The organism is Fusibacter sp. JL298sf-3 (genome assembly GCF_053842995.1).
Map to the genome: position 1 here is coordinate 2,630,424 of NZ_CM132608.1, position 14,026 is coordinate 2,644,449.

The 14,026-nt window shown below is 46.2% G+C and carries 12 protein-coding genes; 6 read left to right on the forward strand and 6 right to left on the reverse strand.

Annotated elements, in window-relative coordinates; genetic code table 11:
* The first annotated feature begins 46 nt into the window (after positions 1–46).
* Positions 47–283: a hypothetical protein gene (locus ACR6HW_RS12420; protein ID WP_455728045.1), complete on the forward strand. Its 237-nt coding sequence runs from the start codon at positions 47–49 to the stop codon at positions 281–283.
* Between the two features lie 63 nt (positions 284–346).
* Here ACR6HW_RS12420 and ACR6HW_RS12425 read toward each other — a convergent pair whose 3' ends face one another.
* Positions 347–988 carry a lactate utilization protein gene (locus tag ACR6HW_RS12425; RefSeq protein ID WP_455728046.1) on the reverse strand — a complete coding sequence of 214 codons (642 nt, stop codon included), beginning with the start codon at positions 986–988 and terminating at the stop codon, positions 347–349.
* Positions 989–1,205: 217 nt separating this feature from the next.
* Between ACR6HW_RS12425 and ACR6HW_RS12430 the strand changes: the two genes are divergently transcribed.
* Together ACR6HW_RS12430 and ACR6HW_RS12435 are read left to right on the forward strand one after the other, a co-directional pair.
* Positions 1,206–3,512, forward strand: a complete 2,307-nt coding sequence (locus ACR6HW_RS12430; RefSeq protein WP_455728047.1) for an ATP-dependent Clp protease ATP-binding subunit — start codon at positions 1,206–1,208, stop codon at positions 3,510–3,512.
* A gap of 565 nt (positions 3,513–4,077) precedes the next feature.
* Positions 4,078–4,674, forward strand: coding sequence for a hypothetical protein (locus tag ACR6HW_RS12435; RefSeq protein ID WP_455728048.1), 597 nt, complete (start codon positions 4,078–4,080; stop codon positions 4,672–4,674).
* A gap of 375 nt (positions 4,675–5,049) precedes the next feature.
* On the opposite strand, the gene ACR6HW_RS12440 is transcribed toward ACR6HW_RS12435, so the two are convergent.
* Positions 5,050–5,652, reverse strand: coding sequence for a hypothetical protein (locus tag ACR6HW_RS12440; protein ID WP_455728049.1), 603 nt, complete (start codon positions 5,650–5,652; stop codon positions 5,050–5,052).
* A 2-nt stretch (positions 5,653–5,654) separates the two neighbouring features.
* Positions 5,655–6,359 (reverse strand): hypothetical protein, encoded by a 705-nt coding sequence (locus ACR6HW_RS12445; RefSeq protein ID WP_455728050.1) that lies wholly within the window; start codon positions 6,357–6,359, stop codon positions 5,655–5,657.
* A 204-nt stretch (positions 6,360–6,563) separates the two neighbouring features.
* Here ACR6HW_RS12445 and ACR6HW_RS12450 point away from each other — a divergent pair, with 204 nt between their 5' ends.
* On the forward strand, positions 6,564–7,436 hold the full coding sequence (locus tag ACR6HW_RS12450) for a TrmH family RNA methyltransferase (RefSeq protein ID WP_455728051.1): 873 nt from the start codon (positions 6,564–6,566) through the stop codon (positions 7,434–7,436).
* A 256-nt stretch (positions 7,437–7,692) separates the two neighbouring features.
* On the opposite strand, the gene ACR6HW_RS12455 is transcribed toward ACR6HW_RS12450, so the two are convergent.
* The gene (locus tag ACR6HW_RS12455; RefSeq protein WP_455728052.1) at positions 7,693–9,000 is read right to left on the reverse strand and encodes a D-serine ammonia-lyase; all 1,308 of its coding nucleotides are present in this window, start codon (positions 8,998–9,000) and stop codon (positions 7,693–7,695) included.
* 100 nt (positions 9,001–9,100) lie between these two features.
* Between ACR6HW_RS12455 and ACR6HW_RS12460 the strand changes: the two genes are divergently transcribed.
* Positions 9,101–9,601, forward strand: a complete 501-nt coding sequence (locus tag ACR6HW_RS12460) for a hypothetical protein (RefSeq protein ID WP_455728053.1) — start codon at positions 9,101–9,103, stop codon at positions 9,599–9,601.
* 143 nt (positions 9,602–9,744) lie between these two features.
* On the forward strand, positions 9,745–10,365 hold the full coding sequence (locus tag ACR6HW_RS12465) for a hypothetical protein (RefSeq protein ID WP_455728054.1): 621 nt from the start codon (positions 9,745–9,747) through the stop codon (positions 10,363–10,365).
* 97 nt (positions 10,366–10,462) lie between these two features.
* On the opposite strand, the gene ACR6HW_RS12470 is transcribed toward ACR6HW_RS12465, so the two are convergent.
* Together ACR6HW_RS12470 and ACR6HW_RS12475 are read right to left on the reverse strand one after the other, a co-directional pair.
* Positions 10,463–12,199: an NADH-dependent [FeFe] hydrogenase, group A6 gene (locus ACR6HW_RS12470; RefSeq protein ID WP_455728055.1), complete on the reverse strand. Its 1,737-nt coding sequence runs from the start codon at positions 12,197–12,199 to the stop codon at positions 10,463–10,465.
* Positions 12,200–12,223: 24 nt separating this feature from the next.
* Positions 12,224–14,017 (reverse strand): NADH-ubiquinone oxidoreductase-F iron-sulfur binding region domain-containing protein, encoded by a 1,794-nt coding sequence (locus ACR6HW_RS12475; protein WP_455728056.1) that lies wholly within the window; start codon positions 14,015–14,017, stop codon positions 12,224–12,226.
* Positions 14,018–14,026: the final 9 nt, after the last annotated feature.

Here is a 14,026-nt window from a genome sequence, read left to right on the forward strand (position 1 = left end):
GAAAGATGTGTAAAATGAAAGTACAGTTTATCGACAGGAGGTTCTGATGGCAGAGCAGTTATTGAAAGTACGGATAGAAGCAGATCAGTCGACCATGCCCTTTTCAGAAGAGACGATTTTCAAGGCGATTTCGGAGAACATCGAGAGCGTCACAACCGATTCCGATGAAGCGTGCTTGCTCGTCACAGGGCCGATGGCCATCGTTCTCTATTGGGAAGAGGATGTCGCGGTGGTACAACAAGTGTTGTACGCATCCGATATTATGAAAGACCACGAGTGTTAGTTTAGATGTAAACAAAGGCAATGCCCGTTGTATGACGAGAGCATTGCCTTTTTTCATAAGCGTTTAGAACCCCAGCGGCTCGTCGACAAAGAGCACCTTGATTCTGCCGGATTGTCGTTGATAGCCGATGACGCTGTAACTGCAGCAGATGCGTTCAGGGCTGCTGCAGTGTTCGCATTTTCCCGTGGTCTTACATGGGGTCTTAGTGCCCAGACGCACGGCGTTTGCAGGTGCCGCGAGAGTTTCGTTGCGCTTTATGGCATCGTCGAGTGTCGGGACGATTTTGTTGGTCCCCGCGATGATAAAGACCTGCTTAGGGCCATAAGTAATGGCGGCGACGCGGTTGCCGTTGCCGTCGACGTTGTAGATAAGGCCGTCTTCTGTAATGGCGTTGGCACTTGAAAAGTAGACGTCTGCGTCAAACGATTGAATGTAAAGCCGGCGTATGGCTTCTGCGTCAAGTCCCGGTTTGTAGCGGTTTAAAAAGGTATATCGGCCGCTGTCGAGATGGTCGATAAGACCTGTTTCAAACAGTGTCATCGAGCCGCCGACAGAAACGACGGCATTGGCGTCTACGGCATTTTGAACGTAGTCGATTAGCGCCGTTTTTGAAGGGAGCAAGACCGCGTCCATTTGATGTTTTTTGAGCGCCTCTACTGTGCGTTCAATTTGCTTCTTACGAATAAAAGTGACCGGTTGTTCCATAGTAACCTCCTAAATGTGATGCTCTCTTTATTTTACCGTGACCAATTGTTTGTCGCAAGGCTTATCGGGTAAAGCATAGAAAGTGGAATGTTCATAAAAAATTAAACTTTGGTCTATGAACTGTTGAACAAAATAGGCTATAATAAAACCATGCAAAAATTCAGGCTTATGTAGGTGAAGTAACCGCATTTGATATAGAAAAGAGAGTGTGATGACTATGAAAAAATGTTCCAATTGTAAAAAAAACGTCGCCATGATGCGAACGGCAAAAATTGAAAACGGCAAAACCGAATACATCGACCTATGTCTTGAGTGCGCGGAGAAGAAGGGGTTCCCCGTAATGGATGAGATTATGAACCAAATCAATCTCACCCCTGAAGAAATGGACAACTTGTCCAAGCAGATGAACCACTTATTCGACAACATCTCTCACGACGAGGATAACCCTTTAATGAACTTGATGAACTACGATGCCGAACAGGCGTCACACGAGGCGTCGGAAGACGAAGACGTGTATTACGATGATGAAGGCTATGAAGTGCTGGAAGACGAGGCGGCTTTCTATGAGGACAAAGAGCCGGAACCGGATCAAAAAATGGGTAAGAAGAAGCGCGTTTTCAAGCAGCTGAGCAAGTACGGGAGCAACCTCATTGAAAAAGCTCAAAATGGCGAAGTCGACCGGATTATCGGGCGACATCGAGAAATCGATCGCGTGGTTCAAATTTTAAATCGACGCAATAAGAACAACCCGATTCTCCTAGGAGAGCCCGGCGTCGGTAAAACGGCCATTGCAGAGGGGCTTGCAGTGAGAATTGTGGAAAAAAGTGTTCCCGAGAAGCTGCTCGACACAGAAGTGTATTTGCTCGATATGACTGCAATTGTCGCGGGTACGCAGTTTAGAGGGCAGTTTGAAGGCCGCATGAAAGCCATTATTCAAGAAGCGACAAAACATGGCAACGTGATTTTGGTTATTGACGAAGTGCACAATATCATGGGCGCCGGAGAAGTACACGGCGGCGTCATGAATGCGGCAAATATCTTAAAACCCGCACTGGCCAGAGGTGAGATTCAGGTCATTGGTGCGACGACTTTAGAAGAATACCGCAAGCACATTGAAAAAGATGCGGCGCTGGAAAGACGTTTTCAGCCGGTTGTGGTAGATGAGCCCAACATCGAAGACAGCATTGAAATTCTCAAGGGAATTAAGGATTACTATGAAGCGTACCACAAAGTTCACATTGACGACGCGGTTATTGAAGCGGCAGTTAAAATGTCCAGTCGCTACATTACAGACCGTTTCCTACCGGACAAAGCCATTGATGTTATCGACGAGGCCGGGTCGAGAGCCAACCTTAAGAACCACGGGCTCGTGGAGTTAAAGGCACTTGAGGAAGAAGCGGAAAAGCTAGAAGCCGAGCGCGTAGAAGCCATTGAAATGGAAGACTTTAAACGATCTGCAGACCTTCAAGTGGAGCTGTTGCGCATTGCTGATAAAATCAAAGCGCTGGAAAAAACCTCTCAGGAGGTAGCGTTAACGGTAGAAGATGTGGCTTATGTAATTGAAGCGTGGACGAAAATTCCCGTTCAGAAGATTACAGAGGAAGAAGCGGCGAAGCTTCTCGCCCTTGAAGAACGTCTTCATGGTCGCGTCATTGGGCAGGATACGGCGATTGAAGCGATTTCCAAAGCTATCAGAAGAAGTCGATCGGGCTTTAGGAAAAAGAGAAAACCGGCGAGTTTTGTTTTCGTCGGGCCGACAGGGGTCGGAAAGACTGAACTTGCGAGAGCACTTGCTGAAGAACTGTTTGGCTCTGAGGACGCGATGATTCGCGTCGACATGTCGGAGTATATGGAGAAACACACTGTTTCCAAGTTGATTGGTGCCCCTCCGGGATACGTCGGTTACGAACAAGGCGGTCAGCTGACAGAGAAAGTACGCCGAAAGCCGTATTCTGTTATTTTAATGGATGAAATGGAAAAGGCACATGGCGATGTCTTCAACCTGTTGCTTCAGATACTGGAAGACGGTCGACTGACAGATGGTCAAGGACGTACGGTCTTCTTTGAAAATACAGTGATTATTATGACCTCCAACATCGGTACACAGCTTAAGAGCACGGGAATCGGCTTTGGTAGCGATTCGGTTACCCGACATGAAGAACAAGTTAAAGCGATGATGAAAGAGGCGTTTAAACCGGAGTTTCTCAATAGAATTGACGATATCATCGTCTTTAAGTCATTGAGAAGAGAAGAACTGAGACAAATTGTCGAGCTTCAACTCGGCGAGGTCAACTCTGAGGTGGCTGAAAAGCATATGAAGTTGTCCATTAGTCCAGAGGTTAAGGAACTGATTGTCGCACAGGGCTTTGATGAGAAGTACGGTGCGAGACCACTTAGAAGAACCATTCAGCGATTGATTGAAGATGAAATCGCTGAACTCTATATCCGAAAACTCTTGAGGGAAGGCAACTTGCTCAGAGCCGTTGTGGAAAATGAAAAAGTCAAGATTAAGGTAGAAGCGTAACTTGGTACAAAGGTTTTAAGTCAACAGTCGAGGTGGTATTCGTTTAGAATGCCACCTCGTTTTGTATAGGGGACATCCTTCTAAATGAGGCGCTATTTTCGGTGTGTTATAGCTGTGCGGAGTGCTGAGCAGACAGATTGAGCCTCTATGAAAGTAGGCTTGGCAATAGATTTTTTGGGGAAATTAAGGACTTTTCAATAGCACAATAAATACATCCTCTGCTTGGGATCACAATAATTGATAAATTAGTTTTTTTCAAAGGTATTGAGAAAGGTATGAGAAAAATGTTAAAATGTAGAAGTAACTGTTTGGAATCTTCTTAAGTTCATTGAATGTATCAAGTTTGAATACTTTGCATAAAATGATGAGCTGTTTTGAGAGCCTATTTTTGTGTGAAAGTGGTTTTGAAAATGTGAATTTTACTAAATCATCAATTAAATTATGGAGGTTTTTATGAACAGCAGTTAATTGCAAAAAAATACATAATTACACTCAGTTGACTCTTGTCAGCCAATTACAATAATTTGAGCTTCTATTTTAGTTCGTATAATAAAGGGGTGTAGAAATGAAAATAAACAAAAAACATCTGAGCCTGTTGTTGGTTTCGGTTCTTGCTATCGTTCTGTTAATAATCAACTTGTTTATCATGGCTAAAAATAATCAATTGGATAGATCTGCTGATTTTAAAGACGTTATAAACTGGGAAGATTATCAATCGTCTTTTGAATACGTCGTTGACAATTTCCAGGTTGATGGCTTGTCGGTTAAAGCAAGTACTAAAGGGGGGAATGTAACGGCTGTAAATGTGTATGAAGGCCTTAATAATAGACCTTTTTTAACACTTGACGGAGAGTACAATCTAAAACCAACAGAAGAACAGTTGATTATTGAAAATCCCGATCAAACTATCCAAATAACGATTACACTTGCTTTTACAAGTCATTTTATAGGTTATGACATTTTAGCCTATCCTACAAATGAAGGGTTTGCAAAACTGAATGAAAAATTAGTGAAATCATCTACAACTATATTGGGTTCTTACAATAACTTGATTTTTAACATCAGTCAATCTTCATTGAGTGCATACGACCCTGACCTAATGGATCAAAGTGTCAACGAACTTGTTCGATTGATTGAAGAGTACTTTGATAACAAGAATTAAGTACAAAAGAAAGACTTACAGATACTATTAAGGCGACACTCGTACATAGGGCTGTTCTGAACATCCAAGCTGTCAGGGACGACTTTTTGATGCAGGCATTGCTGACGAGCAGCTTAGGAAAGCGGTTATTGAACTTAGAAATGGAAATGGTGCACAGCATTGTAGTGGCAAGTAGGAATGATGGCTTCTCAACAGTTGTCTGTAAGCGGCAGAGTGTCTTCTTTCAAATGGTTTGCCATAGGGTACCGTTAAGAATTTTGTAAACATCCTTTCACTCCCTATTGAGACACATAAAGAAAAGCACAAAAGTCCTCAAACGACTTTTGTGCTTTCTTTCTAGTAGGAAAATAAAATGACGTTACTTTTGGAGACGCACTAAGCATCGTATTCTAACAGAAACTTTTGAATGGTTTCTGTTAAATTTTGTAGAAAATCACTTTGATCTAAAGCGGTTTTTTTACGGTCTGTCGTCTCTTCAACTGAAAACACCGTCACTTGAACGACGAGTCCGGGATTTGTAAATGTTTCTTGACAGATGAGAGGCACTTGATACGCATCGCCAATTACAAATTCGGAGACTTCATCTAAGTGGTTAATGGCTAGGAAGTCACGCCCTTTTATGCTAGGATTGTAATGAAGACCGACTTTGGCCATCAAACTTTTATCTTCTGACAAGGCGAAAATCTCCACCTTAAAAGAGTCCCCAATTTCTAAGTTTTTATCATTTATCACCTGAAAATGGTCGCCGATAGTTTCTGCCCAAGCGTCGTCTTCATTGTGGCTATAAGGCTGAATGTTTATGTGAGTAAAACTTTTCTCGTAGACATTAAAAGTGCCTTTTAATTGGTTGTACAAGCTTTCCGTTAAGTCGACAAACGCTTCATAGGTTGGGACTTCATCGGTACTAGACGGTATGCCACATCCACTTAGTGAAAACGCGAAGAAGAAAATGAGCGTCGTGTAAAGAAGTCTTTTCATAATTAGCGTTTGTAAGCAGCAGACGCGTGAATGGTTGTATGTTTCGTCGGATAAAGTGCACCGCCTTCTAGAGGGTAAGTTATTGTGCCACTGTTCCCGGTTATATCGTCCCATCTGTATTTCGCACCTCCACTTGTATAAATCCCATGATAAAAAATGTCTATATAATATACAGCACGGTCATTAAGATTGTGGACATTGTATACAGTGCCCACAGCACCGGCAGTAGAATTGGCAGTAACAAGCTCGACATCATGTTCCAGTTGAACACCTTGGTTAATAACAGGGGCTGTTAAATAGTCACTGCCTTTTCCAGAAAACGAATGTGACCCTGTAACTGTTCTTGAAGAGTTAAATGTAAGCTTATACCCGTCTTTTGTGTAGTTGCCTTTTCTATTGTCGGCACTAGCGGTGTAAACTAAAAACGCATCGGGCTTGTAAGTAACGACCTGAGGAACGTATGAGTCGAAGTATTCTTTATACATAGAACTGCTTGGAGAAATCCTTTGCGTTTCATCATAGTGTAACCCCTGTATAGAATGCGTGTTCAGTTGCCACTGATCCTCTTGAATGAGTTTTTCTAAGTGCGTTTTACCGTATTGTTCGATTGCTTCTTCCGTATACGGTGTACTTTGTGTATAAGTATTTGTAGATAGTAAAAGTGTTCCGCACATTAAGGTGCATAGAATCAATTTAGGTAATTTCATAAAAAAGCCCCTTGTATGAGATGATTGCTTTCGGTTACAGTTCAACACCAAACTGTTTCCCAGATGTTGAAAACGATTTAAGTTTTTTCACTCTAAGTATTAACAGTTACATCCTTTTTATAGCTTTATGATTTGAATATATCACAAGAAACTAAAAATTGTCAATTCGTTTTTCTATGTTATACTATCAATGGAGGAAAGCCTATGTTTACACAAAAAAACGTTGAACAAAGAGAACAGCATATCCGAAAGCGGTGGGGCACAAAAGTCAGCTTTAAAGGCAACAAAGCAAAAGAAGTAAAGCAAGTGACGGAGATATACAATAATAAGAAGGGCAACCGTGGTCTCTATGTGCCTGTTGAAGGGATCTGGGCCAATCGATTTGTCGAGGATAATGAGCTGGAGCTCATCTATATACTGGTGGCTGTAGAAGACGTGAACACGCCGGAGGCATACGCGCTGATGTGTGCACTGGGCGATCGCGCGCCGAAAGTACATTTGGTTTCCGCCAAGACGATGAAGAGCCTATCGGAATCGGGGAACCCCGCCGGTCTAATTAGCGTGTGCCGATTTCCAAAGCGCCCTTTGACCCAATTGCTACATAAGAAAAACAACCTCATCGTCATTATGGACGGTCTGGAGATTCCGGGGAATGTGGGCACCATAACGCGGTCGGCAGACGGTACAGATGTGGACGCGCTCATCATCTGTAATAAAAAGACCCGTCTGACGCATCCAAAATTTATAAGGAGTTCACAGGGGTCGTGCTTTAAAGTGCCCATTGCAGAGGCGACTTTCGACGAATTGGCCGATTTTTTGCAAAAGCACCATTTTAAAATTGTGCTGAGTGATACGCGTGGTTCGAAACCGTATTATGAAAACGATTATGCCGGAAATGTGGCCATTGTCATGGGGAGCGAACGCTACGGCATCTCCAAGGGGTTTTACGAACTCGCCCACGAAGCCGTACACATCCCGATGTTTGGAAGCTGTGACTCACTTAACGTCGGCATTGCGGCAACGGTGATTCTGTACGAGGCGGCGCTAAAACGCAAAGGGTTTTTAGGACGCAACTAGTGTACTGTATCGTTCACAATTAAAAAAACTGCTCATCTACTCTGCATCATTGCGGCGTTAAAATCTCTCGACAATGTCCCGCATTGTCGTCGATATTTTGCCTTGCACTGATACAAACTATCTGGCATTTTTAATTAAATCTCAACGAGACAGTACACTAGTGTCCTGTATTTTTATTCAATTTCAACGAGACTGTACACGAGTAAAAGCACGTCGAAAGACGTGCTTTTACTCGTGTTGTTTTTTAGTGGAAGTGCTACAGCGCCGTCATCTGTATGGCCTTGCCTTTTTCGATTTCGCGAGCCATCGCATCTGCCGGTACAAGGCTTCCGCCGGTTGCCCAAGAAATGTGAACGGCCTGCGTCATTTTTTCAAGCAGGTTGTGCTTTAACAGAACCTCAAACCCTTCTTGTGTATAGAAGAGCTTGATGGGGCCGAGTAAACCGGCTGTTGCCGACGGTTCCACCTGAATGTTTTCAGAAACATTTAACAAGTGGACAAGCCACTGCATTTTATCGTCTGAGACCGTGTAAATCCCATCGAGGATAGGCGCCATCAGCTGACCGACAAAACCAGAAGGGCGCCCGACAGCTAGCCCATCGGCGACGGTGTGACCATCGAGGCCCAGTTCGTCAATGTGGCAGTTGCCGTGCTTACCGCTGGCCATCCCATAGAGCATACAAGGGGCGCCGGTGGGTTCAGCAAAAAAGAGATAGACATTTGCGCCAAAACACAGTTTGGCAGCGTGTGCGATGCCTCCCGGCGCGCCGCCGACGCCACAGGGCAGGTAGAGAAAGAGCGGTTTTTCCGAGTTGATGACAGTGCCCGCCTCAGCAAGTTGGTCTTTTAACCGGAGTGCCGCCACGCCGTAACCGATAAAGAGGGTTTCGGAATTTTCGTCGTCTACGAAATACGCTTTGGGATCCAGTGCCGCCGCATCGCGTCCGGCAGTTACGGCAGCGGAGTAATCGGTTTCGTGAAGGACAACGGTTGCGCCGAGTGCACGTAGCCTGTCCATCTTCCAAGGTTTTGCATCGCTGGACATATGAACAGTCACATTGAAACCAAGGGCTCTTGAAATGGTGCCGATGCTCAAGCCGAGGTTTCCCGTAGAGCCCACATAAACGGTGTATTGGTTGAAAAGGTCTTGAAACGGCGGGGTCAGAAGACAGCTGTAGTCGTCACTTAACTTGAGGTGTCCCGATTCAAGGGCGATTTGTTCTGCCCATGTGACGATTTCATAGACGCCGCCTCTGGCCTTTACCGATCCCGAGATGGGCAAGAGGTCATCGCGTTTCAGAAACCAGTCGCCGAGAACGCGACCGCCTACAAAGGGGATAATACCCAGTTTAAAGTGTTCAAGGGGGGAGAGCGGCGATTCAATGAGACCGGTGACGTCGTCAAAAGCAGCCTTGAAAAACGGATCAAATCGTCGTAACCGAGCGTCGGCCTCTTGTATATCTGCCAGCGTTGGGGGCGTTGTCACCTCAGTAGCGCATTTGTCGGTATTGACCCAGAAATATTCCGATTGATTTTTTAAGGCGTTTAAAGTTGCAGCTTGCATAAGTTACGCTCCTTTATTTTAGTCTTATCAACGATTGGTTAAAATGTTATAATAGAGTTGATTTTTATTACCCCCAGAATGATCATAGGAGGCAGTATGTATGGCCAATCTTAAAAAGTTTAGACAAACGATTTTAATGGCGACGAGCTTGTTGATTGTCATCGCGTTTTTCCTTTCGTGGCTCTCAGTTAATCCGGACTTCGATATGTTTGCGGCATCGAGAGACAGCTACTCAGGGTTCCACCTTGTCAGGGGGATTCAATTGGCGGCGCCCACAGTAGACCTCCTCGGCAAGACATACAATTTTGAACTCGCAGCCAAACTGATTTACGTCGGCTACCTGCTGTGGCTGGTACCGATACTCGGTGTCATTGCCATTGTACTCAGTGGGCTGGGCAACAAGAAAGCAAAGTGGTTCCATTTGGGGCAGTACGCCATTATGTTGCTCATCGTACTCGTATTTGCCGTTGCAGTTAATTACAATCAGGATATGAGAACACTCTTTAAATCGATGTTTCGCTTTGGCTTCGGGTTTTACATGAGCCTGCTGATGTCGGTTCTCGGCATAGGGACGCTGGTTATGACGCGTTCACGACGCTAACCCTATTATACAGGAATTAAAGTTTAAAATCACTTGTCTAACAGGTGATTTTTTCTTTTGGCAAACAATTGACTTCAAATGGAATAAATGGTAACGTGGGTATGAAGTGAACCTGTTAAACAGACATGAGAAGTGGGGGACTTATGAAACGTACGACAATTTTAGAGTTTGTTCGGCGACTCCTTATCGTTGGATTGGCGATAGCCATCGTCTATTACGCCTTTCGGAATACGACGACTGCTAATGACGCCGTGTGGGTGATTTTGGGGTACTACGCGATTTTTGCGCTCTTATGGGGAGGCTATTGCTTCGAGCGCTTGCGCCGAGCGCCGATTTTTGAGTTGCGTATACTCTGCACGATTCTAATTCTTTACGCCTTATCGCCGCGGCTTATTTACTACAAGGACTCAGAACACATCATCGTTTTTCTACCGGGATACATCAACGAGTTCCTAAAGTGGAGGAAGCAAGGAAACCATTGGCACCACCTCTTTGCAGCGGTAAGTGTGTGGGTAATTATCACCCTCTTGCCGTTTCAAACAGCATCTAAAGTAGAAAACGCTCTAGACACATTCCTCGAACAGCAGTACCCGGAAATGACCTCTGTTATCGTGCAGCAGAACTTTCCCACAAAAGGAGCAAAACTCAGCTACGTCTACGTCAACATCTGGTATGAGACGCCTACAGGGGAGCAGATCGCAGACCGCTGGCTTGTTTTTGAAGACGACGTCTTAAAGGAACGGGGGGATGCGGTATCCAAATGAAAAAACATTAAAAATGCACAGAGCCTATGCGCCCTGTGCATTTTTTTACGAAACGGTATCGCCACCTGAGCAAAGGGGGTTAAACCGCGCGTATGGGTTATATTTTTTCTTTAGGGATGTAGTGCGTGTGAAGGAGTTCATGCGCCTTTTCGCTGTTCGGTTTCCCTAAGTACTCATCGTAGAGTTTTTTGATGTACGGGTTCTCATGGGATTTTCTCAGCACCTTGTACTCATCCTCTTTGTAGATGGCCGCTTGACGCTTTTTGATAATCTCCATGTCACCGTGATGGTAAGGCTGGCCGCCACCACCGATACAGCCGCCCGGACAAGCCATAATTTCAATGGCGTCAAAGTGCGACTTGCCGTCTCTAATATCTTCTAGCAACTTTCTCGCATGACCGAGACCGTGCGCAATACCGATTCTAAGGGTCATATCGCCCACTTGAACTTCCGCGGCGCGTATGCCTTCAAGGCCTCTCAACTGGTGGAAATCCACTTTTTCAAGGGTTTCACCAGTCATCCAATCGTATGCGGTTCGCACAGCGGCTTCAATAACGCCACCCGTTGTACCGAAAATGACAGAGGCACCGGTGCTCTCGCCGAGGATTTGATCAAATTCTGTATCTGGAAGCCCTGCAAAATCGACACCTGCTTCTTTGAGCATTTGACCGAGTTCGCGGGTGGTAATGACGATGTCGACATCGTTGTTGTGGTCTTTTGTGAGTTCCGGTCGAGCCGCCTCTGCTTTCTTGGCGAGACATGGCATTACGGATACGACGACAATGTCTTTGGCTTTCTTGCCGATTTTGTCGGCGTAGTAAGTCTTGGCCATGGAGCCGAGCATAATTTGTGGCGACTTACAAGTAGAAGGAATGTCCAGAAGGTCCGGAAACTGATGTTCGAAGAATTTGACCCAAGCGGGACAACAACTGGTGAGCATCGGTAATCTACCGCCGTTTTCAATGCGGTGGATCAGTTCGGAGGCCTCTTCCATAATGGTGAGGTCGGCGCCGAAATCCGTATCGAAAACAGCGTCGAAGTCGAGACCTCTAAGAGCGCTGACGAGTTTGCCCGTGGCAATTTCACCGGCGGGCATATCGAAGAGTTCGCCGATGGCCACGCGGACAGCAGGCGCCACTTGGACGACGACGTGCTTAGACGGGTCGTTGAGTGCTTCCCAAACTTTGCCTGTATTGTTGACTTCAGTGAGCGCCGCAGTTGGACAGACGGCGACGCACTGACCGCAGAACGTACACGAAGTGTCCACCATATCGAGGTTAAACGCCGGGCCGACGAAGACGTCGAAGCCGCGGTTGACCGCCGACAAGATGCCGCACGTTTGAACGTCGTTGCACATGGTTTCGCATCGACGGCACATGACGCATTTGTTCGGGTCTTTCACCAGCGAGTACGACGACGTATCTTTCGGGTAGTCCATCTTTTCACCGGTATAACGTATTTCATGAATCCCCAGCTCTTGAGCGAGCTTTTGAAGATCGCAATCTAAATTTTTAGGACAGACGAGACATTCGAACGGGTGATTGCTCAAAAGGAGCTCCACAGCAGTTCTTCTGGCGGAAATAGCGCGGATTGAATCCGTTCTAATGGCCATGCCCTCTACACAGAGCTCGGCACACGACGGTACCAGTGCCGGTCTGCCTTCAACTTCCACCACACAGACGCGGCAGGAAGCGGTTTGGTTCACAATGCCGAAATCTTTAAGATTGAGGTGGCAGAGTGTCGGAATTCTAAGGTTGGCCATTTTAGAGGCTTCGAGCACAGTTGTGCCCTCAGGTACCTTATAGTCCACGCCATTGATTTTTATGTTTAACATATTCAAAGTCGATACCCCCCTTTATTATGGCTTCAACACGGCGTCAAATCGACAAGCTGTAAAGCATGCGCCACATGCGATACAAGCCGCTTCGTCGATGACGTGTTTTTCTTTTGGTTTACCGGCGATACAGTTGACAGGACAAACTCTAGCGCACGCCGTACAACCGATACATTTTTCTTCGATAATCTTGTATTTGGAAAGTGCTTTACAAGCACCTGCAGGACAGCGTTGTTCTTTAATGTGTGCGATGTACTCATCGTAGAAGAAATCCAGCGTACTGAGCACCGGATTCGGCGCTGTTTGACCGAGACCGCATAGGGCGCTATCCTTGATGGACTGTCCCAGCTGCTTCAGTTTGGTGATGTCGGACATCTCGCCTCTGCCGTCTGTAATCTTCTCGAGGAGTTCGTACATGCGTTTTGTCCCGAGACGGCATGGCGTACATTTTCCGCAACTTTCGTCCTGAGTGAACTCGAGGTAGAACTTTGCGATGTTGACCATGCAGTCGTCTTCGTCCATGACGATCATACCGCCTGAACCCATCATAGACCCGATGCCCTTGAGGCTCTCGTAGTCAATTGGCGTATCGAGGTCTTCAGTGGTGATAACGCCGCCGGAAGGGCCGCCGGTTTGAACCGCTTTAAAAGCTTTGCCGCCGATGATGCCGCCACCGATATCGTAAATGATTTCTCTGAGTGTGGTGCCCATAGGTACTTCCACGAGGCCGACGTTGTTGACTTTCCCTGCGAGGGCAAAGACTTTCGTCCCTTTAGAGCCTTCGGTGCCGATACTTCTAAACCATTCGGCGCCTTTTAAGAGAATCGGCGGCACGTTGGCAAACGTTTCGACGTTGTTAACAGAAGTCGGTTTTTTCTTATAGCCTTCAATAGAAGGGTACGGCGGCTTTTTCGTCGGTTCGCCGCGGTTCCCCTCGACAGAATGTATCAAAGCGGTTTCTTCACCGCAGACAAAGGCGCCTGCGCCGAGTTTAATCCATATGTCAAAGCTGAAATCCGTTCCGAAGATATTGTCGCCTAAGAGGCCGTAGCTTCTCGCCTGTTCGAGGGCGATTTCAAGGCGCTTAATGGCAAGTGGGTATTCTGCGCGAATGTACACGATGCCCTCAGAAGCGCCGATGGCATAGCCCGCTATGGCCATGGCCTCAATTATCGAGTGCGGATCGCCCTCCAAAATGGAGCGGTCCATAAAAGCACCGGGATCGCCTTCGTCGGCGTTGCAGATGATGTACTTTTGCTCTGAAACCGGCTTGCGCGTAAATTCCCACTTGAGTCCCGTCGGGAATCCGCCGCCGCCACGACCGCGTAAGCCACTGGTTTTGATAACTTCGATAACGGCTTCAGGCGTCATGTCGCTCACAGCGCGTCCGAGCGCCTCGTAACCGTTAAAAGCAATGTATTCATCGATATCTTCTGGATTGATTAAACCGCAATTTCTGAGCGCGATGCGGTATTGCTTTTTATAAAAGCCCATATCGTCGTGCTTCGGAAGCGGTTTTTCTGTTGCCGGCTCTTTGTAGAGCAGGCGTTCAACAGTACGCCCTTTGATAATGTGTTCATTGACGATTTCGTCGACGTCGTCGAGACCGACCTTGACGTAGAAGACATTGTCCGGATGTATTTTAACAATAGGACCTTGGCCGCAGAATCCAAAGCAGCCGGTCTTTAGAACTGTAACTTCCTTATTGTAGCCCGCGTGTTCGAGTTTGTTCTTAAAGGCCTCGACCATTTCGAGGCTCCTCGAAGAAACGCAACCGGTACCGCCACAGACCATAATGTGCGTTCTTTGTGTAGGCATCCCCAACCT